We start from the raw sequence: 20,882 nt of genomic DNA on the forward strand, positions 1-20,882 counted from the left end.
TGGTTGCACTGTGTGTCCTTAAAGTCTGTCGGGTCGCCGGTCTCGGTTCGTCAGCGTAGCCGCCGGGTCCGTCAGGCGAGCTCGCGAACGAGGTTGGCGAGGGTGGCCTCCTGGATCTTGCGCAGCCCGATCGGCGCGAACGTGCGCTCGAAGAAGCCGCCGATGCCACCGGCACCCTGCCACTGCGTCGTCGTGGTGACCGTCGACCCCGTGCCCGACGGCGCCACCTCCCACGTCGTGACCATCGACGAGTTGGCGTCCCGCTCGGTGACGGTGGATCCCGCCACGGTCACCGACGCCTTCACATTGCGGGACCGGCTCTCGGTGGCCTGCAGCGTCCACTGCGCGACGGTGCCGTCGCCCTGGCCGCCCTCGACGACCGTGTAGTCGCGGTACTGCGCGGGCAGAATCCGCGGGCGGACGGTCTCGTAGTCGGACAGCGCGGCGAGCGCCTGCTCCGGGCTCGCAGTGGTGGTGATCGAACTGCTGGCGCTGACCTGTGCCACGAGTGGGCCTCCTTGTTCGGGGATCGTTTCCTCCATCCTGCCCGCTGGTCCGGTGGCACAGCCAGGCTCATCCGGGTGACCCATGACACCGGATTCCACTCACTGGGACTTGCGTCACACCGATTAAGAGCGCCTCTTACTCTCCGCCGTGAAGCATGACGAAACTATGAGGTGAGCCTTGAAGAACACGTGGTACCGGTCGGGCACCCGACTGGCAGCGCTCGGTGCGGCTGCAGCCCTGCTCGTCGGCGGATGTGCGTCCGCCAACAGCGAATCCGGTGACAGCGCATCCGCGACCACCGGCCTGATCAACATCGCGGCGGACGCCGGCGATCCGGTCCGCGGTGGCACCGTGACGTTCGGGTCGTACTCGTTCCCCAACGCGCTCGACCCGACCAAGACGCTGGCCGCCGGATCGAACGGCGGCACCGAGATGGCCGCCGTCTACGACATGCTCGTGCGCACCGATCCCGAGACCGGCGAGTTCGAACCGCAGCTCGCGCAGTCGCTCGAGAACAACGCCGACTACACCCAGTTCACGTTGAAGCTGCGCGACGGCGTCACCTTCAGCGACGGCACCCCCGTCGACGCCGAGGCCGTCAAATGGAGCATCGACCGCTTCGTCGCGGCCGGCGCCGACGTCGCACAGGTGTGGGTCAACTCGGTCGCCTCGATCGACACCCCCGACTCGAAGACGGTCACGTTCACGCTCACCGGACCGTGGGACCGGTTCCCCGTGATGCTGGCGATGGGTCCGGGCCTGGTCGTCTCCAAGAACTCGGAGGCCGGCGGTAAGTTCACCCCGATCGGCGCCGGTCCGTTCACCCTCGAACGGTTCGCGCCGAACGAAGAGATCATCCTCGCCCCGCGCGAGGACTACTGGAACGGCCGCCCGAACCTCGACAAGGTGCGCTTCGTGCCCACGAACGGTGCACGCGGACAGTTCGAGTCGCTGCAGTCCGGTCAGCTGAACATGGCCTTCATCATGCGTGACGAGGCCACGATCCGCGACGCGCTCGCCGCGAACTACAGCGGCTATCTCGGCATCCAGGGACTCGGCACGCTCGGCATGATCAACACCCGTGAGGGCCGGCCGGGCGCCGACCTGCGGGTGCGCCAGGCCATCGCGTACGGCGTCGACCCGGAGGCGATCAACAACCGCGCCAACGACGGTCTCGGCATCGCCGATTCGGCACTCATCCCGGAGACCTCCCCCTGGTACACCGGGGCCGAGGGCGTCCCGTACGACGCCGAGAAGGCCAAGCAGCTGCTGAACGAGGCCAAGGCCGACGGCTACGACGGCAAGCTCACCTACCTGACGCCCAGCGAGAAGAGCGCCGAGGCCGCCGCACTCACCACGCAGGCGTCGCTCAACGCGATCGGCTTCGACGTGCAGATCCAGTACGTCAACAGCGTCTCCGACCTGGTCCGGAAGATGTACGCGGAGCACGACTTCGACATGACCCGCGGCGCGTTCACGTTCATGGACGAGGCCCCGTTCCTGCGCCTGTTCGGCGGCCTGGGCAGCGACTCGCGCAACAACGCGACCGGCTACTCGGACCCGCAGATGGACCAGCTGCTGGTGCAGGTGAAGTCGGCGACCACCTCCGACGCCAAGAAGGAGGCGATCGCCAAGGTCCAGGAGCGCGCCAACGAGACCATCCCGTACGCGGTGTGGGGTCCGACGAAGGTGTTCACCGCGTGGGACAACAACATCCACGGCCTCAAGCGCAGCGCGGACAACATCATGCTGTTCGACGAGGCCTGGGTCGGGCAGTAATACCCACCCGACCACGGTCGACGACGCCCCGGCACGCACCCGCGTGCCGGGGCGTTCGCGTTCGTTAGCACAGCTACACAATTCCGACTCGCCGGGATATCGATGGCCGACCGCCCCCACTAGCGATAGCGTCGGGGGGTGGTCGACTCCGAGAGTGGTATCCGCGAAATCGGTCCCGCCGCACACCGTGCGGGGGTCCAGCGTCTGCTGTCCAGCTATCGGGCCATCCCGCCCGACGCCAACGTGCGCCTCGCCAAGAAGACGTCCAACCTGTTCCGCGCCCGGGCCCGCAGCACCGCCCCCGGACTCGACGTCTCCGGCCTCGACGCCGTCATCTCGGTCGATCCCGTCGCCCGCACCGCCGACGTCCAGGGCATGTGCACGTACGAGCATCTCGTCGACGCCACCCTGCCCTACGGACTCGCCCCGCTCGTGGTGCCGCAACTCAAGACCATCACCCTCGGCGGCGCCGTCACCGGCCTCGGCATCGAATCCACGTCGTTCCGCAGCGGCCTGCCGCACGAGTCCGTCCTCGAGATCGACATCCTCACCGGCAGCGGCGACATCGTCACCGCCACCCCCGACAACGAACACGCCGACCTGTTCCGATCCTTCCCCAACTCCTATGGAACACTCGGATATTCGACGCGCATCCGCATCGAACTCGAGCCTGTCGAGAAGTACGTCGCACTGCGGCACCTGCGCTTCACCGACCTGGCCCGACTGCAGGAGACGATGGACCGGATCGCCGCAGAACGGTCGTGGGACGGCATCGCCGTCGACTACCTCGACGGCGTCGTATTCACCACACACGAGGCCTACCTGACCCTCGGCGTCCAGACCGACGAACCCGGCCCTGTCAGCGACTACACCGACATGGACATCTACTACCGGTCCCTCCAGCACGAGTCGATCAACCACCCCAAGACCGACCGGCTCACCATCGGCGACTACCTGTGGCGCTGGGACACCGACTGGTTCTGGTGCTCCCGCGCCTTCGGCACCCAGAACCCCAAGATCCGACGCTTCTGGCCGAAACGCCACCTACGCAGCAGCTTCTACTGGAAACTCATCGGCCTCGACCAGAAATACGACATCGGCGACCGCCTCGAAGCCCGCAAAGGCCTACCGCCCCGCGAACGCGTCGTCCAGGACATCGAGGTCCCCATCGAAAACTGCGGACACTTCCTGCGCTGGTTCCTCGACGAGATCCCCATCGAACCACTCTGGTTGTGCCCGTTGAAACTTCGTGAGCCGGCACATCCGTCGCTGGATGCCCACCGGCAGAGTCACGAGGCCGCACCGCGGCCGTGGCCCCTGTATCCCCTCGAACCCGGCCGCACCTACGTCAACATCGGCTTCTGGTCGTCGGTGCCGATCCGGCCCGGTGAGCCCGTCGGCGCCGCGAACCGGCTGATCGAGAAGAAGGTCGCCGAACTGGGCGGCCACAAGTCCCTGTACTCCGAATCGTTCTACGACGAGGACGAATTCGCGCTGCTGTACGGCGGCGAACACTATCCGCAGATCAAGAAACGCTACGACCCCGATTCACGTCTCCTCGACCTCTATTCGAAGGCGGTGCAACGAAAGTGACGACTCTCAGGCCCAAGTCCGACACGGTCCGCAAACTCAGTCTTGCCGAGATTGTCGAAACCGTGTCCGACGGCGACATTCCGCTGCGTTTCACCGCGTACGACGGCAGCGCGACCGGACCGGAGGACGCCCCGTACGGCCTACACCTGAACTCCGAGCGTGGCACCACCTACCTGGCGACCGCGCCCGGCGACCTCGGCATGGCCCGCGCCTACGTCTCCGGCGACCTCGAGGCCGTCGGCGTCCACCCCGGCGACCCGTACGACATCCTGAAGGCCATGACGGACCTGCACTTCGAGCGGCCGTCCCCGAAGGACCTCGCCACCATCACCCGCTCCATCGGCTGGGACAAACTGCGAATCATCGCGCCGCCGCCGCAGGAACACCTGCCACGCTGGCGCCGGTTCGCAGAAGGCCTGCGGCACTCCAAGACTCGGGACGCCGAGGCCATCCATCACCACTACGACGTGTCCAACACGTTCTACGAGTACGTCCTCGGCCCGTCCATGACGTACACGTGCGCCGCCTACCAGAGCGCCGACCAGACCCTCGAGGACGCACAGGACAACAAATACCGTCTCGTGTTCGACAAACTCGGACTACGGGAAGGCGACCGGCTCCTCGACATCGGCTGCGGCTGGGGCGGCATGGTCCGCTACGCCGCCCGCCGCGGCGTCAAAGTCATCGGCGCCACCCTGTCGAAGGAACAGTCCGAGTGGGCGCAGAAAGCCATCGCCGACGAGGGCCTCTCCGACCTGGCCGAAGTCCGGTTCTCCGACTACCGCGACATCCCCGAAACCGGATTCGACGCCATCTCCTCCATCGGCCTCACCGAACACATCGGCGTCGACAACTACCCGTCCTACTTCGGATTCATGAACGACAAACTGCGTGCGGGCGGACGCCTCCTCAACCACTGCATCACCCGCCCCGGCAACCGCGGCAGCGCCAAAGCCGGCCACTTCATCGACCGCTACATCTTCCCCGACGGCGAACTCACCGGCTCCGGACGCATCATCAGCGAAATCCAGAACCTCGGCCTCGAAGTCCGCCACGAAGAAAACCTGCGCGAACACTACGCACTCACCCTCGCCGGCTGGTGCCGCAACCTCGTCGACAACTGGGACGCCTGCATCGCCGAAGTCGGCGAAGGCACCGCCAAAGTCTGGGGCCTCTACATGGCCGGCTCCCGCCTCGGCTTCGAACGCAACGTCGTCCAACTCCACCAGGTCCTCGCCGTCAAACTCGGGCCGAACGGCGACGCCGGCGTGCCCCTGCGACCGTGGTGGGAAGGGTAGGCAGCTGCGCTGCCTGTGCGCCTTTTTGGTAGCTGCTACTACCAAAAAGGCGCACAGCGGTCTCCGGGCCCGGCGCAGAGCCCCCTACCCTCGGCGCCACGCGCCACGCGACACGCGAGAGAGGATGCCATGGCGAACTGGACGCATCACCGGGCCCGGATCAACGGGCTGGACATGCACTACGTGATCGAGGGGGAAGGGCCGCTCGTCGTTCTCCTGCACGGCTTTCCGCACACGTGGTTCAGTTGGCGGCACCAGATCGGTGCGCTCGCCGACGCCGGGTACACGGTGCTGGCCCCGGACCTGCGGGGGATGGGGCAGACCGACGTTCCGGAGCGGGTGGAGGACTACCGGGTGGACAACGCGGTTGCCGACATCTGCGGTCTGCTCGACCACCTCGGCTACGAGGACGCGGTGTTCTCCGGACTGGACTACGGCCAGTTCATCGCCTACGACATCGCGATCGAACGCCCGGAACGGGTGCGCGGTCTGATCGGGATGCAGAATCCGTTCTATGCGGTCTACGACCGGCTGCCCAGCGAGGTCGAGCGGGAACGCGGCCGTCAGCACTTCAACCACATGTCGTACTACCTCGATGACCCGGAGGGGGCACGTGCCGACTACGAGGCACACCCGCGGGAAATACTGGCGAAGATCTTCCACATCCTCTCGGGCGACAACGATTTCACCCAGATATGGCAGCATCCGCCGGGCACGACCTACCGGGCCGCACTGCCGGAGGCGCCCCCGCTGCCGTGGCCGTGGCTGTCGGAGTGGGAGCTCGAGACGTACGTGTCCGACTACGCGCGCAGCGGATTCGGTGGCGGCGTCAACTGGTATCTGGCCGCCGACACGAACTGGCGGTACCGGCAGGCCCGCACCGAGTCGACGACCCGGGTGCCGTTCTATTTCCTGTGCTCGGCGACGGACGTCGATCTGCTGAACTGGCACGGCGACGATCCGATCGACCAGTTGAAGCAGCATCACACCGATGTCCGCGCGGTGCGCACGATCGTCGGCGGCGGGCATCTGCTCGCGATGGAGAAACCGGCCGAGGTGAACGCCGTCCTCCTCGAGTTTCTGCGCGATCTCGACGGCTGACCGCTGTGCGCCTTTTTGGTAGTTGCTACTACCAAAAAGGCGCACAGCGGGGAACGCAAACCGCCCCGGGCGCCGATGTGGCACCCGGGGCGGTTCGATCGCGCGATCAGCCCTTGAGGCTGGCGGGCGGGGTGAAGCGTTCGCCGTACTTGGCGGCGAGTTCTTCGGCGCGGGCGACGAATCCGGCCTGGCCGCCGGGGTAGCCGGTGACGAACTGGCTGACGCCGCCGGTCCAGGCGGGGTAGCCGATGCCCATGATGGAGCCGATGTTGGCGTCGGCGGAGGACGTGATGACGCCCTCGTCGAAGCACTTGACGGTTTCGATGGCCTCGATGAACAGCATGCGGTCGATGAGATCCTGGATCGGCGGGGTGGCCGAACCCGACTCGAAGTGCTCCCGCAGGCCCTGCCACAGGCCGGTGCGCTTGCCGTCGGTGTAGTCGTAGAAGCCGGCCCCGCCGAGGCGGCCCTTGCGGTCGTTGCCCTCGACGAGGTAGTTGATGACGTCGCCGGCCGGGTCGGCGGGCAGCGTCTTGCCCTCGGCGATCGCGGCGGCCTTGGATTCGGCGCGGATCTTCTGCATGAGCGTCAGGTTCAGCTCGTCCGAGAGCTGCAGCGGCGCAGCCGGATAGCCGGCCTGCATGCCGGCCTGCTCGATGGTGGCCGGTTCGATGCCCTCGGCGACCATGCCGATGGCCTCGTTGACGAACGTGCCGATGACGCGCGAGGTGAAGAAGCCGCGCGAGTCGTTGACGACGATCGGGGTCTTGCGGATCTTCTGCACGAAATCGAAGACGCGGGCGAGGGTGTCGTCGGACGTCTTCTCGCCGCGGATGATCTCGACGAGCGGCATCTTGTCGACCGGGGAGAAGAAGTGGATACCGATGAAGTCTTCGGGACGCTTGACGCCGGTCGCCAGGTCGGTGATCGGCAGCGTGGAGGTGTTGGAGCCGAGGAGGGCGTCGGCGTCGACGATGTCCTCGATCTCGGCGAACACCTTCTTCTTCAGCTCGGGCGACTCGAAGACGGCCTCGACGACGAAGTCGACGCCGGCGAAGTCGGCCGGGTCGGCGGTCGGGGTGATGAGCGACAGCAGCGCCTTCGACTTCTCCTCGGTGGTCTTGCCACGGGAGAGCGCCTTGGCCTCGATCTTCTCGGCGTAGCCCTTGCCGCGTTCGGCGGCAGCGAGCTCGACGTCCTTGAGCACCACCGGGATTCCGGCCTTGGCGCACACGTACGCGATGCCGGCGCCCATCATGCCGGCACCGAGGACACCGACCTTCTTGATCTCCCGCTTCGGGATGTCCTTGGGACGCGACGCACCGGAGCCGATGGCCTGCAGGTCGAAGAAGAACGCCTGGATCATGTTCTTCGCGACGTGCCCGGTGACGAGCGACGTGAAGTACCGGGACTCGATCTTCAGGGCGTTGTCGATGTCGACCTGGCTGCCCTCGACGGCGGCGGCGAGGATCGCACGCGGTGCCGGCATGTTGGCGCCCTTGATCTGCTTGCGCACGTTCGCGGGGATCGCGGGCAGGTTCGCGGCGAACGCCGGCGTGGCCGGGGTGCCGCCGGGGATCTTGTAGCCCTTGACGTCCCACGGCTGGACACCGGATTCGGGGTTGGCTGTGATCCACGCCTTCGCGGCCGGGACCAACTCGTCGACCGAGGCGACGACCGAGTCGATGACACCGGCCTCGAGGGCCTGCTGCGGTGCCCGCTGCTGCCCCTGCATCAGGTGCTGCGTCAGGGCGGTCATGATGCCGAACTTGCGGACCATGCGCACGACGCCGCCGCCGCCGGGCAGCAGGCCGAGGGTGACCTCGGGCAGGCCGATCTTGACGCCCCGCACGTCCGCGGCGATGCGGTGGTGGGTGGCCAGCGCGATCTCCAGGCCGCCACCGAGTGCGGCGCCGTTGATGCACGTGACGACCGGCTTGCCGAGCGTCTCGAGGCGACGCAGGTCTGCCTTGAGGTTCAGGCTGTGGTTGTAGATCTGCTCGGCCTGCTCCGGCTGGACCGCGAGAAGGTTGTTCAGGTCGCCGCCGGCGAAGAACGTCTTCTTGCCGGAGGTCAGTACGACACCGGTGACCGTGTCCTTCTCCGCGTACAGCCGGTCGACGGTCTCCCGCATCGACGAGATGTACCGGTCGTTCATGGTGTTGGCGCCCTGGTTGGGGTCGTCGATGGTGAGGACGACGATGCCGTCGGCGTCCTGCTCCCACGCAATGATGTTCTGCTCGCTCACTTTTCGTCTCTCCTGCAGTCAGTCCGTGAGCGTCAGACGCGCTCGATGATGGTGGCCACGCCCATGCCGCCGCCGATGCACAGCGTCACCAGGGCCCGCTTCGCGCCGCGGCGCTCGAGCTCGTCGACCATGGCACCGGTGATCATGGCGCCGGTCGCACCGAGCGGGTGACCCATGGCGATGGCGCCGCCGACGACGTTGAGCTTCTCGTCGGGGATGTTCAGGTCCTTGGCGAACTTCATGGCGACCGACGCGAACGCCTCGTTGATCTCGAACAGGTCGATGTCGTCGACCGTCAGACCGGCCTGGGCGAGGACCTTGTGCGCGGCCGGGGTGGGGCCGGTGAGCATGATCGTCGAGTCGGCACCCGAGGTGGCGGTCGCGACGATGCGGGCGCGCGGCGTCAGACCCATTGCCTGACCGGCACTCTCGCTGCCGACGAGGACGAGGGCGGCGCCGTCGACGATGCCGGAGCTGTTGCCGCCGTGGTGGACGTGGTTGATCTTCTCCACCCAGTGGTACTTCTGCAGCGCGACGGCGTTGAAGCCGCCCATCTCGCCGATGCCCGCGAACGCCGGGGCCAGGCCGGCCAGCGACTCGAGGGTGGTGCCCGGACGCATGTGCTCGTCCTGCTCGAGGACGGTGATGCCGTTGATGTCCTTCACCGGGACGACGGACTTGGCGAAGTAGCCGCCCGCCCACGCCTGCGCCGCCAACTCCTGCGAGCGGACCGCGTACGCGTCGACGTCCTCGCGGGAGAAGCCCTCCATCGTGGCGATGAGGTCGGCGCCGATGCCCTGCGGCACCAGGTAGGTGTCGAAGTTGGTGGCCGGATCCAGCATCCACGGGCCGCCGTCGGAGCCCATCTTCACCCGCGACATCGACTCGACGCCACCGGCGATGACCAGCTCGTCCCAACCCGACCGCACCTTCTGCGCGGCCATGTTCACGGCCTCGAGGCCGGACGCGCAGAACCGGTTGATCTGCACGCCGCCGACCGTGTCCGGAAGCCCGGCGACGGTGACCGCGGTGCGCGCGATGTCCGCGCCCTGGTCCCCGAGCGGGGAGACGACACCGAGGACGACGTCGGAGATGCGGTCCTCGTCGAGGTTCGGGAACCGGGTCCGCAACTCGGCGATCAGGCCGGTGACCAGGTCGATCGGCTTCACCGAATGGAGCGATCCGGTTGCCTTGCCCTTACCCCGCGGGGTGCGGATGGCTTCATAAATGAATGCCTCTGTGGTCACGATCTTCCTTCCTGTTCTCGTCCGTGCGCCCGTATCGAGTGACGAGCAGCACAGACCTCAGCTGCCATCACCTTAGAACGTGTTCCAGTTGACGGGAAGGACCGAAGCGATCCGAGTCCGTGACCGAGCCGATCAGCGATATGCCGCGACCGCCCGTTTCCGCCTACGCTCCGGGAGACGACACGGACACGACGAAGGGACGCGCATGACGGCTGCGGAGCACACGACACGGTCGGGACTGACGCGACGCGGCTTCCTCGGCGCGGCCGGGGTGGCCGGGGTGGCCGGGGTGACCGGGCTGTCCACCGCGCCCGCCACCGCGCGCCCCGTCCGCCGCTCGGGTCCGGCGTCGGCGCTGCCGGCCGCGTCGTCGATCACCGTCACCGACCCGGCACTGCTGTCCGCGGTGGAGGCGGCGAGCCTGCTGCAGTCGCGTCGCCTGCACCCGCGGGAACTGCTCGACGCGTGCCTGGCCCGTACCGCCGGCCACGACGGCGGCATCGGCGGCTGGGTGCGGATCTACCCGGAACTCGCGTACGAGGCCGCGGACGCCGCCGCGCAGCGTCTCGCCGACTCCGGGGACACCCCACTGCTGTGCGGGATCCCGCTGGCACTCAAGGACCTGTTCGCCGTCGCCGGACTGCCGCTCACCGCGTCGAGTCGTGTCCTCGACGGCAACATCGCCGCCGGCGACTCCACCGTGTGGCGTCGACTCCGCGACGCCGGCACGGTCCTGATGGGGCACGCCCACACCGACGAGTTCGCGATCGGGGTGGCCACCGAACAGGTCGGCAACCCGTGGAACACCGACTACTCCCCCGGCGGCTCGTCCGGGGGCAGCGCCGCCGTCGTCGCCGCCCGTTTCGTGCCGCTCGCCACCGGCACCGACACCGGCGGGTCGCTGCGGCTGCCGGCGAGCGCGTGCGGCGTCACGTCGATCAAACCGACGTTCGGCCGGTGCAGCACGCACGGCGTCATCCCGCTCACCTGGACCCGCGACCATGCCGGTCCGATGGCCCGCACCATCGCCGACGCGTCCCTGCTGCTGAGCGGTATGGCGGGCGCCGACGTCGACGACCCCACCACCACCGTCGGACCCGACGTCCCCGCGGACGGCTACCCGATCGCCGCGAAGGGCGGGTCGGCGCCGTTGTCCGGCAAGCGATTCGGCGTGTACCGCAAGGCTGTCGACGGCCTGCCCGACACCCTCGGCACCCTGTTCTCCGGGTTCGTCGACGAGATCCGACGCCTCGGCGGCGACGTCGTCGACATCACGATGCCGACCATGCCGGCGGACATGATCGTCGGCGACCGCGTCGAGATGGGCAGCTTCCACCGCCAGTTCGCGGACCGACTCACCGCGTACCGCCCCGAGAACGCGATCTCGGTGACCAAGGCGATCGCCTCGCTCGCTGCCCCCGCCATCGACTACCTCACCACCGAGGCCAACCGGCTACGGTTCCAGCACGACTACAACCGCATGTTCGCCGACACCGGCATCGACGCCGTCCTCGTCCCCGGCGCCAAGATCGACGGCTGCGAACGCTTCGAGTTCGCCGGCATCTCCGTGTTCGACGGTGTCACCGGCACCGTCGGCTGGGCCAACACCGCCGGCGCCCCCGTCGTCACCACCCCCGCCGGACGCTCCGCGGCGACGGGACTGCCGTTCGGGGTGCAGATCGGTGGACGCCCCTGGGACGAAACCACTCTCATCGAGATCACCCTCGAGATCCAGCACGCCCGCCCCGACTGGCTCACCGCACCCGACATCGCCGTCGCACCCCGCGACGTGCCCCGCGTCCAGGTCACCGCACCGGGCGACGGACCGCACCCCACCAACACCACCGACGTCGGCTTCGGACACCGGTTCGTGCCGACGCTGTCGACGAGCGTGATCTGACGGGAGTCGGTCCGTCGGGGTGCGGTCGGGGCGCCGCAGGGCTTGCCGAAGTGTCGCAGGGCCTCTCAGTGCCGATTCGCCCTGCGACGTCGACAGAACCCCTGCGACGACGACGCACCCCACCCACCGGAGCTACCGGCGTGCGGGGTGCGTGTCGGAAAGGTGCGGTCCTACCCGTCGAGTTTCCGTGCGCCGAGGATCTCGGTGAGCAGTTCCCCGGCCACCTCGTCGGGGTCGCGGCGAGCCACCTGCGGGGCCGGCGTGGCAGCCTCCGCCATCATCTCCGCCTCGTCCTCCGGGGTGGTGGGCGGCGGCGGAGCGTCGTAGTCGATGTCGGCGGGCGGCGGACCCGGATCGTCCGGGTAGTCGGGGGCCTCGGGCGGCGGAATGTCGTCGACGCCCGACGCCGAGCGTCGCTGCACGGACTGCTGCGCCGCCGCACGCCCCTGACTCGGACGCGAGAACTTCGGCACGGCAGGAGCTTTCGCCTGTTGTGGCGCGGGTTGTGACGGCGCAGCCTCGGCGGCCGGTGCGGCGCCGTGCTCGCACGTGACCTCCCAGTCGCCACCGAACACGTCGTGCAGGGCGGCACGGACGACGTCACTGTTGCGGGGTTCGACGAGCCGCTTCGCGAGCGGCGCCGAATCGTGTCCCAGTACCACCCGGGCACCGTCGACGGACCGGACCGTCGCACCCGACAGCATCACCTCGACGGTACGACTACGGTCACGCACCTTCGCCCGCACCTCCGACCACACCGCACGGATCGCGGCCGCATCGGGGCGGTTCGACGCCGCCGGCTGCGGTGCAGGAGTCGGAGTCGGAGTCGGAGTCGATGCCGGCACGGGGGCCGGGGCAGGTTCCGGGTCCGCGACGGGGGCGGCAGGACGTGGCTCGGGCTGCGGTGCGGGCGCCGGCATGGCAGGCGGTGGCGTCGGCTGCTGCTGCGGTTCCGGCGCGGGAGCCGCGGCCTCGACGACCTCGACGGTCTCGGCTGCCTTCCGCTGCGACGGACGTTGGAAGACCGGCCCCGCCGGCGACGGCGGCTCGGCGGCCGCCGGTCGCGGAGCGGTTGCGGCCGGTCGCGGCGCAGTAGCGGCCGCCGCCGTGGCCGCGGGGATCACGACACCCTGCTCGATGCGTTCGAGGCGTTGCAGCACAGCCGATTCCGCACCCGATGCGGACGGCAGCAGCATGCGGGCGCACAGCACCTCGAGCAGCAGCCGGGGAGAGGTGGCGCCACGCATCTCACCGAGACCGGCGTGCACGAGTTCGGCGTAGCGGGCCAGGGTGGCCGGACCGATCCGCTCGGCTTCCTCCCGCATCCGGTCCAGTACGTCGCCGGGGGCGTCGACCAGGCCGCGTTCACCGGCGTCGGGGATCGCCCGCATGAGGATGAGGTCGCGCAGCCGTTCGAGGAGGTCGACGGCGAAGCGGCGCGGGTCGTGACCGGCGTCCATCACCTTCTCGACCGTCCCGAACAGGGCGGCACCGTCACTGACGGCGAGCGCGTCGACGGCCTCGTCGATGAGCGCCACATCGGTGACCCCCAACAGTGCGAGCGCCCGCGGATACGTCACCCCCTCGTCGCCGGCACCGGCCAGCAACTGGTCGAGCACACTGAGCGAGTCACGCGGCGAACCGCCACCGGCCCGGATCACCAGCGGATACACGGCGTCGTCGACCGGAACGTGCTCCTGCGCGCAGATCTGCTCGAGCAGCCCACGCATCGCCGTCGGCGCCAGCAACCGGAACGGATAGTGGTGTGTCCGCGACCGGATCGTCGGTAGCACCTTCTCCGGCTCCGTCGTCGCGAACACGAAGATCAGATGCTCCGGCGGCTCCTCCACGATCTTCAGCAGCGCGTTGAAGCCCGCAGTGGTGACCATGTGGGCCTCGTCGATGATGAAGATCCGGTACCGCGACTCCGCCGGCGCATAGAACGCCCGGTCCCGCAGCTCACGGGTGTCGTCGACACCGCCGTGGCTGGCCGCGTCCAACTCGATCACATCGAGATTGCCGGTCCCGCCCGGACCGAGCGCCACACACGACGAGCACTCCCCACACGGCGTCGACGTCGGCCCCTGCACACAGTTGAGCGAGCGCGCCAGAATACGCGCCGACGACGTCTTACCGCAGCCACGCGGCCCCGAGAACAGATAGGCGTGATTGATGCGTCCGGCGTCCAGGGCGGTACTCAGGGGCTCGGTGACGTGCTCCTGACCCACCACCTCAGCGAACGAAGCTGGTCGATACTTCCGGTACAGGGCCACGGCGAAAGACTACCGGCGGACGCCGACAGTGCGGTGCAGGTGTAGCGCACGCCGCCGAGAGCATTCCGAAAACAGAAGCAACACCACTGCCCCGTCCCGGAAACTGCGGGGCACGATCGTCGTGTCTCGCGTGCGGTGGCACCCGCCGGCCTCTACGCCTTCGGCGTCACCGACGAGGACGAGGTCCGACGGAGCCACACGTCTCACGGTGCGACGATGCAGCCCGGCCCGATCGGCGTTCCGGGATTCACGGTGACCGTGGCGATCGGCCCGCCCGCGGACGTCTGGTACGCCATCAGGCGGTGCTCCCCCGGCACCGTCGGCGTCCACAACGTGAACGCATGCCCCGACACGACCGGCGTGACATAGTACGGGTTCACGGTGTCCCAGATCAGTTCCTGCGGGAACATCGTCGACGCCTTGTTGTAGTCGACGATCGACACCCCGCGCTCGTCCGGACGCTCGGTCCTGGCCACCACCAGGTACGTGCACCCCGATCCGAACTGCGTCGTCGGGCCACCGCTCAGGCCCGGCAGCACCGTCACGTCGACGACGTCGGCCGCGGCCTGCGGCGCCGACCAGGTGACGGCGGCAGCGCACGTCGCGAGGGCGATCGAGGCAAGGGCGGAGAATCGCGAAAGTTTCATACCTCGAAGTCGGTTATCGCGTCCCGGGTGTTACGTCGATCGATATCGCCCACTACGGGTCGGGATTGTCGTTCCGCGGCCCCTACTTCGCTTTCACCGCCGCCTTCGCGGCCTGCTTGAACTCGCGCACCTCGAGCAGGCTCTGCCGGTCGACGACGTCGGCGATCGAGCGACGCGCCCCGTCGTCGCCGTAGGTACCGGCAGCCTCCCGCCAGCCGTCCGGCTGGACGCCACACTGTTTACCCAGGAGCGCCAGGAAGATCCGTGCCTTCTGATCCCCGTAACCGGGCAGCGCCTTCAACCGCTTCAACACGTCCGTGCCGGACGGGTTCCCGGACGTCCAGAGCGCGGCGGCGTCCCCGTCGTAATGGTCGACGAGATACCCGCACAGCGCCTGGATACGTCCGCCCATCGACTTCGGAAACCGGTGCACGGCAGGCGTTTGCGCGCACACGGCGACGAAATCGTCCGGGTTCATCGCGGCGATCGCGTGCACGTCGAGGCCGCCGAGACGGTCGTGGAGTTTCTTGGGGCCGGCGAACGCCGTCTCCATCGGCACCTGCTAGTCGAGGAGCATCCCGATGAGCAGCGCGAGCGGGTCCGACGCCAGCAGCGCGTCCGAGTCCGGATCACCGACGAGATTCAACGTGAGTGCCATGCTCCCGATCCTGCCATCCGCGGGGCGTGGACGGTCGCCGCCACAGCGCGACGACGGCGACGACACCCACCGTGATCACGATCGTCGCCGCCAGCGCCTCGAGCCAGTGCCCGAACATCGTCGGCTCGTCGACGGCCGGGATGGACGCGAGTGCCGCGAACACGGCGACGACGGCGATCGCGCCCGCCGCGACCGTCCACGCCTGCGCCAGCCGGGAATGCCGGCTGCCCCGCTGTTCGGCGCTGCGCAGCAGGGCCCGCTCGATCGCCCGCGTCGCCTCCCCCAGTTCCCGATCGAGGACGTCCATCTCCGCGGACAACCGGCGCACCAGCAGGGTCCGCAACTGGGCCGGCGACATCCGGGTAGCCGCGACCCCGTCGTGCCGCGCCTCGGTGACCAACAGGATCCGCTCCATCCGCCGCGCCTGCACGGATTCGACGTCGTTCAACGCGTCGATCAGGCGTCCGTCGTCGAGCGGATCCGGTGCCCGCAGATGGTCGAGGACCAGCCGGTAGTCCATCGCGTGCCGCGCACGGACCGCGACCCACGGCACCAGCGCCCCGATCATCTCGGTCACCCCGAACACGTCGTGGTCGTGTTCCGCCGCAACAGCTTCGATGTCGAACACGATCGCCCCGGCATCCTCCCGGACTGCGACACCCGCCCCCGACCGTGCCGGTGACGACGCCAGAAGGACACCGTCCCAGCACCATCCGGCACCGTCCGTACCGGCGTCCTCGATCCGGCGCCGCACCTGACGGCCACCGTCCGCGCACACCCCGATCGCCAACCCGGCACAGGAACGTTCGTGCCCGGTATCGGCGAACGACTCCGCCACCGACACGGTCGGCAGCGGCGGATCGGCGTCCGGGAAGACGTCGCACAGCCGGTCGGTGACGGACAGCCCGAACGGCGCCAGGAAGCGGTCCACGAGAGCCCCGATGCGGTCGTGATCCCAGTCGACGACGCCCGCCACCGGTTCCTCGGCCCACGACTCGCACGCGAGCACCGCCCCCTGACCGGGCACCGTCCACAACGACAGGCACTGTCCTTCCGGGCCGACATACACTGCCGTCGAACCACTTTCGAGAGTCAGATCGGCACCGGTCACGGAGACGCGCACCGCGACCGGATCGGCTCGCAACGTCACACTCGCACGATCGCACCGCGACGCGGGCAGGAACAGCCGCGGCACGGGCTCGCCACCGGCATCCGGGTCGGCCGGGATCCCCTGGACGTCCAACGCGAGCAGGAACACGTCGTACACACCCGACCGTTCGGCCACAGCACTCACCACTTCCGGCTCCACCGCGCCCCGGCACGGCACTGTGGCCGGAGTATCGCAGATCTCCCACCGCAGCGCCTCGTACGATCGACTCCCCCACCGAAAGGCACCACCGTGACGCTGTTCTCCCCCTGCACCCTCGGCTCCCTCGAACTCCCGAACCGCATCGTCATGGCACCCATGACCCGCAGCCGCTCCCCGCACGGCGTCGCTACCGCCGACCAGGCCGAGTACTACCGGCAGCGGGCGAGCGCCGGCCTCATCGTCACCGAGGGCTCCCAGGTGAGTGTCGCCGGCGGGGGCGGCTATCCGTTCACCCCCGGCATCCACACCGACGAACAACAGCGGGGGTGGGCCGATGTCACCGACGCCGTCCACGCGGCCGGTGGCCGAATCTTCCTGCAACTCTGGCATGTCGGACGTCTGGGCCACCCGGACGCGACCCCGGTGGCGCCGTCCGCGATCCGCGCGAACGCCGATGTCCTCACCGCCGACGGCATGCACCCGGCCCCGATGCCGCGCGCCCTGGACATCGACGAGATCTCCGGTGTCGTCACCGAATTCACTGCCTCCGCCGTCCGCGCCCGGGACGCCGGCTTCGACGGTGTGGAGATCCACGGGGCCAACGGCTATCTGTTCGACCAGTTCCTGCAGAGCGGCAGCAACACCCGCACCGACGCCTACGGCGGCACACCCGAGAATCGCGTCCGACTGCTGCTCGCTGTCGCCGAATCGCTCGTCGACGTGTGGGGTGCGGGACGCGTCGGCGTCCGGATCGCCCCCGGCGGCACCCTCGGTGACGTGTCCGACGCCGACCCGGTCGAGACGTTCGGTACCGCCGCCCGCGCCCTCGACGCTCTCGACCTGGCGTACGTCCACGTCGTGGAGACCTCCCGCATGGGCGGCAACCCGGCCCTCGACGCGGTCGGCGGCGCCACCGCACTGGTCCGCGGTGAGTTCACCGGGACCGTCGTCACCAACTGCGGTTACGACGCCGCATCCGCCGACGCCGTCCTGCGCTCCGGCGGCGCCGACCTGGTGTCGTTCGGACGCCCGTTCATCGCGAACCCGGATCTTCCGGAACGACTCCGGGCGGGCGCGGAACTGCAGCGGGCCCACTATTCGACGTTCTACGGCGGCGGCGCCGAAGGCTATCTGGATTTCGCGACGCTGTAGACGCGTCGGGCCGGGCATCCACGATCGGATGCCCGGCCCCTGCGTCGATCCGGGTCAGTGCTTGGTGAGCGCATGCTCCACGGCCGCCAGCAGCACACACGTGGCGACGCCGTCCATCGCCGTGGCCAGCTCGTCCATCGACGGGAAGCTCGGAGCCAGGCGGATGTTCCGGTCGTCCGGATCCTGCTTGTACGGGAACGCGGAACCGGCCGCGGTGAGTGCGATACCGGCGTTCTTCGCCAGTTCGATGACCCGCTTCGCGGTGCCGTCGACGACGTCGAGGCTGACGAAGTAGCCGCCCTCCGGTTCGGTCCACGACGCGACCTTCGCCGCCCCGAGACGGTCGTCGAGGATCTCCAGAACCTTCGCGAACTTCGGCGCCAGGATCTCCCGATGCTTGTCCATGTGTGCACGGACACCGGCGGCGTCACCGAAGAAACGCAGGTGCCGCAGCTGATTGATCTTGTCCGGGCCGATCGTCTTCTTGCCCAGATGCTGCTGGTACCACGCCAGATTGGCGTCGGAGGCGCCGAAGAAGCTCACCCCGGACCCGGCGAACGTGATCTTCGACGTGGACGCGAACACCAGCACCCGGTTCGAGTTACCGGCGTCGGCGGCCATACCGAGGATGTCGAGGGCGGGCGCGCACTGCTCGACCAGCGGATGCACCGCGTACGCGTTGTCCCAGTACACCCGGAAGTCGGGGGCCGCGGCCGGCATCGACGCCAGCGTCCGGGCCACCTCCTCCGAGTACACGGCACCGGTCGGGTTCGAGTAGGTGGGCACACACCAGATGCCCTTGATCTGCGGATCCGACGCCACCAGCTCGGCGACCTTCACCATGTCCGGGCCGTCGTCGCGCATCGGGATCGCGATCATCTCGATGCCGAACGACTCGGTGATCGCGAAGTGGCGGTCGTAGCCGGGCGCCGGGCACAGGAACTTCACGACCGGCTCCTGCGACCACGGCCGCGGCGAGTCGGGGGTGCCGTGCAGCAGCGAGAACACGATCGTGTCGTGCATGATCTCGAGGCTCGCGTTGCCGCCGGCGATCAGATTCGACGCCGGGATGCCGAGCAGTTCCCCGAAGATGGCACGCAGTTCCGGCAGACCCGTCAGGCCGCCGTAGTTGCGGCAGTCGGTGCCGTCGCCGCCACGGAAATCGCCGTCACCCGGCAGATCGAGCAGGCCGTTCGACAGATCCAGCTGCGCCGGCGCGGGCTTGCCTCGGGTGAGATCGAGCTTCAGCTTCTCCGCCTCGAGCTGCGTGTACTTCGCCGTCTGACGCTCGAGTTCGGCCCGAAGTTCTTCATGGCTCATCAACCCGATTTGGGTTTGCACAGGCATGCGGGCGGCCTTTCACCGACACGACCGGTCGGGGAGGGGAAGAAATAGGGGACCCCGCGCACCCGGCAGAGCCCGTTGACCCTTGCTGCCTTCCGGCCCTGGGGGAGTTCACAGGATGCGCGCCGCGCGGGATCCGCCTACGAGTGTAACCACACCCACGGGCACATACGTGACGCGCCCCTCCGAACCCCCGGTTTGGCATTCCGGACCCTCGACCCGGTATGCTCCTCCACGGAGGATTCGCCTAGTGGCCTATGGCGCTCGCCTGGAACGCGGGTTGGGTTAACGCCCTCAGGGGTTCAAATCCCCTATCCTCCGCCAACGGGAAACGCCCGTGACCAGCACACAAGCTGGTCACGGGCGTTTCTCATTCCCGGCCATGCAACAAGATATGCAATAGCGGCGCTCCAACAGGCAGCCGAGGCTTCTTGGGGGATCCCCCGGAAAGATGGTCGTCGTGGGCGCAAGACCGTGGCCACGGGGCGGAGAGTGAGGAGTGCTCTGGTGGTCAACGAGCGACTGTTCGACGACGACACATTCCTCAAGGCCGGGGAAACGATGCCGGCACCACACTCGACGGGCGTGCTCCTCGGCAGACTGCGACTGCTCCCCACGGACGACGCGACCAGGCGAGCCGGAATCCGGGCATGGCTCGCGGTGAACGAGCCGTCCCCTGCCCTGGTGCGGAGTCTGCGGCGTCGCGGGTACGGGGACCTGATCGACGAACCCGGGGGGTGAGTGGTGAGACGTCCACGGTGAACGTCTCGATCATCTTGTTGCTGTCAACAAATTGGTCGTGAGCTGCGGCGATCTGCGCGGCAAGAGAGGGTCGCGGTGAACCTCTGTGTCAACGCTGCCCCCAAGTTCGGGGGCAGCGTTGACCAGGGCGAAGTCGACGCGGTGGGAGATGCTCACGGGATCCCGTAAGAACTCCACTGACAGCGAGAACATGACCCTGACCAGCCACGTTCCCGGTGCCGGGAACCTTCTTGCCGACGCCGGCAAGAAGGCCGGGCGCATCAACCACGGGTGTAACGCCAGTGGTTGCCCACGGCTGGTTAGGCAGCGGGCAGGGTGCCTGTGAGCTTGTCGAGGAGCTCCTGCACCTCGTTGTCGACGTCCGCCTTGGTGTGCACGACGACGTCGGCCGTCATGGGAGCAGCTATTCCGTGCAGCTTCACGATCGAATCGACCACACCGCGCGCGGCCGCGATCAGCTGCGACTTCCCCATGAGCTGGCCTTCCGCGTCCGCGGTGTCGAGAGCCTGGATGGTGCGCCGGTACAGGTCGTCGTAGCGGGCCGACATCAACTGTCGGTACTCCTCGACCGTCTCCCCCTCCACACGGGCGAGGAGACGGGACACGGCCCGGTGCGCGGTGCCGCGACCGGTATAACCCCACGCGTCCGCGACCTCGTCCCACGTCCGGCCGTCCCGGCGGTCCTGGAGTGCCCCGACAGCACGCATCCGGTCGTCGATGTCCTTGGGGGTCAGGCTGCTCATGTGTGGCTCCTGGGGTGGTTGACCGGCCCGCTGGAGGGGTGAGCGCGGGGCACGTTCGAGTCTATCGGCGGACGGGCGAGTGAGCGGGGTCGTGTTAGCCGCCTTTGTGTTAGCCGGTTGCCGGGGTTTGAGAGTGACATCTCGTCACTCTCTACCCGGTGGGGGTGCTGGCGCGAGGGGGGCGCGTAGGTGCCAGGCCGGAACTTGTCAAGGTGAATGAGTCCAACGGGTGTTACGCGGCGGCCTGATCCGGGCGGGAGACGACCGCGTCGCCGTGTGCGGGCGGCTTGTTGATCCAGGCGTCCGCCGGGAGGTCCAGGA

15 protein-coding genes, 1 tRNA gene, 1 other RNA gene and 1 pseudogene are annotated in these 20,882 nt (G+C 68.4%); 8 read left to right on the top strand and 10 right to left on the bottom strand.

Annotation, left to right across the window (positions count from 1 at the left end):
* Positions 1 to 71: 71 nt before the first annotated feature.
* Positions 72 to 506, bottom strand: a complete 435-nt coding sequence (locus E0497_RS18675; protein ID WP_137726302.1) for an SRPBCC family protein — start codon at positions 504 to 506, stop codon at positions 72 to 74.
* Between the two features lie 178 nt (positions 507 to 684).
* On the opposite strand from E0497_RS18675, the gene E0497_RS18680 reads away from it, so the two are divergent.
* The 4 genes from E0497_RS18680 to E0497_RS18695 all read left to right on the top strand — a co-directional run bounded on the left by E0497_RS18680 (position 685) and on the right by E0497_RS18695 (position 6,278).
* Positions 685 to 2,286, top strand: coding sequence for an ABC transporter substrate-binding protein (locus E0497_RS18680; RefSeq protein WP_137726303.1), 1,602 nt, complete (start codon positions 685 to 687; stop codon positions 2,284 to 2,286).
* 138 nt (positions 2,287 to 2,424) lie between these two features.
* Positions 2,425 to 3,879 (top strand): FAD-binding oxidoreductase, encoded by a 1,455-nt coding sequence (locus E0497_RS18685; protein ID WP_137726304.1) that lies wholly within the window; start codon positions 2,425 to 2,427, stop codon positions 3,877 to 3,879.
* Positions 3,876 to 5,177 carry a class I SAM-dependent methyltransferase gene (locus tag E0497_RS18690; RefSeq protein ID WP_137726305.1) on the top strand — a complete coding sequence of 434 codons (1,302 nt, stop codon included), beginning with the start codon at positions 3,876 to 3,878 and terminating at the stop codon, positions 5,175 to 5,177. Before E0497_RS18685 ends, E0497_RS18690 begins: the two co-directional genes overlap by 4 nt.
* Positions 5,178 to 5,306: 129 nt before the next feature.
* A complete protein-coding gene (locus E0497_RS18695) occupies positions 5,307 to 6,278 on the top strand; it encodes an alpha/beta fold hydrolase (protein ID WP_137726306.1) in 972 nt (323 codons plus the stop codon).
* A gap of 106 nt (positions 6,279 to 6,384) precedes the next feature.
* Here the strand turns inward: E0497_RS18695 and E0497_RS18700 are convergent, their stop codons facing one another.
* Positions 6,385 to 8,526 (bottom strand): 3-hydroxyacyl-CoA dehydrogenase NAD-binding domain-containing protein, encoded by a 2,142-nt coding sequence (locus E0497_RS18700; protein WP_137726307.1) that lies wholly within the window; start codon positions 8,524 to 8,526, stop codon positions 6,385 to 6,387.
* A 32-nt stretch (positions 8,527 to 8,558) separates the two neighbouring features.
* Positions 8,559 to 9,773 (bottom strand): acetyl-CoA C-acetyltransferase, encoded by a 1,215-nt coding sequence (locus tag E0497_RS18705; protein WP_137726308.1) that lies wholly within the window; start codon positions 9,771 to 9,773, stop codon positions 8,559 to 8,561.
* 205 nt (positions 9,774 to 9,978) lie between these two features.
* Here E0497_RS18705 and E0497_RS18710 point away from each other — a divergent pair, with 205 nt between their 5' ends.
* Entirely contained in the window at positions 9,979 to 11,673 is a 1,695-nt protein-coding gene (locus E0497_RS18710; RefSeq protein ID WP_137726309.1) for an amidase, read from the top strand.
* Between the two features lie 170 nt (positions 11,674 to 11,843).
* On the opposite strand, the gene E0497_RS18715 is transcribed toward E0497_RS18710, so the two are convergent.
* The 4 genes and pseudogenes from E0497_RS18715 to E0497_RS18730 all read right to left on the bottom strand — a co-directional run bounded on the left by E0497_RS18715 (position 11,844) and on the right by E0497_RS18730 (position 16,548).
* On the bottom strand, positions 11,844 to 13,946 hold the full coding sequence (locus E0497_RS18715) for a DNA polymerase III subunits gamma/tau (RefSeq protein WP_137726310.1): 2,103 nt from the start codon (positions 13,944 to 13,946) through the stop codon (positions 11,844 to 11,846).
* Positions 13,947 to 14,149: 203 nt separating this feature from the next.
* Entirely contained in the window at positions 14,150 to 14,593 is a 444-nt protein-coding gene (locus E0497_RS18720) for a hypothetical protein (protein WP_137726311.1), read from the bottom strand.
* 82 nt (positions 14,594 to 14,675) lie between these two features.
* Positions 14,676 to 15,251, bottom strand: a pseudogene (locus E0497_RS18725) (HhH-GPD-type base excision DNA repair protein).
* Positions 15,223 to 16,548, bottom strand: coding sequence for a hypothetical protein (locus E0497_RS18730; RefSeq protein WP_241665970.1), 1,326 nt, complete (start codon positions 16,546 to 16,548; stop codon positions 15,223 to 15,225). Before E0497_RS18730 ends, E0497_RS18725 begins: the two are co-directional and overlap by 29 nt.
* Before the next feature lie 102 nt (positions 16,549 to 16,650).
* On the opposite strand from E0497_RS18730, the gene E0497_RS18735 reads away from it, so the two are divergent.
* Positions 16,651 to 17,712, top strand: coding sequence for an alkene reductase (locus tag E0497_RS18735; RefSeq protein ID WP_170313010.1), 1,062 nt, complete (start codon positions 16,651 to 16,653; stop codon positions 17,710 to 17,712).
* 54 nt (positions 17,713 to 17,766) lie between these two features.
* Here E0497_RS18735 and E0497_RS18740 read toward each other — a convergent pair whose 3' ends face one another.
* Positions 17,767 to 19,059, bottom strand: a complete 1,293-nt coding sequence (locus tag E0497_RS18740) for an aspartate aminotransferase type Ic (RefSeq protein WP_137726313.1) — start codon at positions 19,057 to 19,059, stop codon at positions 17,767 to 17,769.
* A 43-nt stretch (positions 19,060 to 19,102) separates the two neighbouring features.
* Positions 19,103 to 19,197, bottom strand: an RNA gene (gene ffs / locus E0497_RS18745) — signal recognition particle sRNA small type.
* Between the two features lie 95 nt (positions 19,198 to 19,292).
* Between ffs and E0497_RS18750 the strand changes: the two genes are divergently transcribed.
* Positions 19,293 to 19,380 (top strand) — tRNA-Ser (locus E0497_RS18750).
* A 183-nt stretch (positions 19,381 to 19,563) separates the two neighbouring features.
* Entirely contained in the window at positions 19,564 to 19,797 is a 234-nt protein-coding gene (locus tag E0497_RS18755; protein ID WP_137726314.1) for a hypothetical protein, read from the top strand.
* 320 nt (positions 19,798 to 20,117) lie between these two features.
* Here E0497_RS18755 and E0497_RS18760 read toward each other — a convergent pair whose 3' ends face one another.
* On the bottom strand, positions 20,118 to 20,561 hold the full coding sequence (locus E0497_RS18760) for a hypothetical protein (protein WP_137726315.1): 444 nt from the start codon (positions 20,559 to 20,561) through the stop codon (positions 20,118 to 20,120).
* Positions 20,562 to 20,882 lie beyond the last annotated feature (321 nt).

Origin of the sequence: Prescottella subtropica (assembly GCF_005434945.1) — a bacterium.
Taxonomy (GTDB): Bacteria; Actinomycetota; Actinomycetes; order Mycobacteriales; family Mycobacteriaceae; genus Prescottella; species Prescottella subtropica.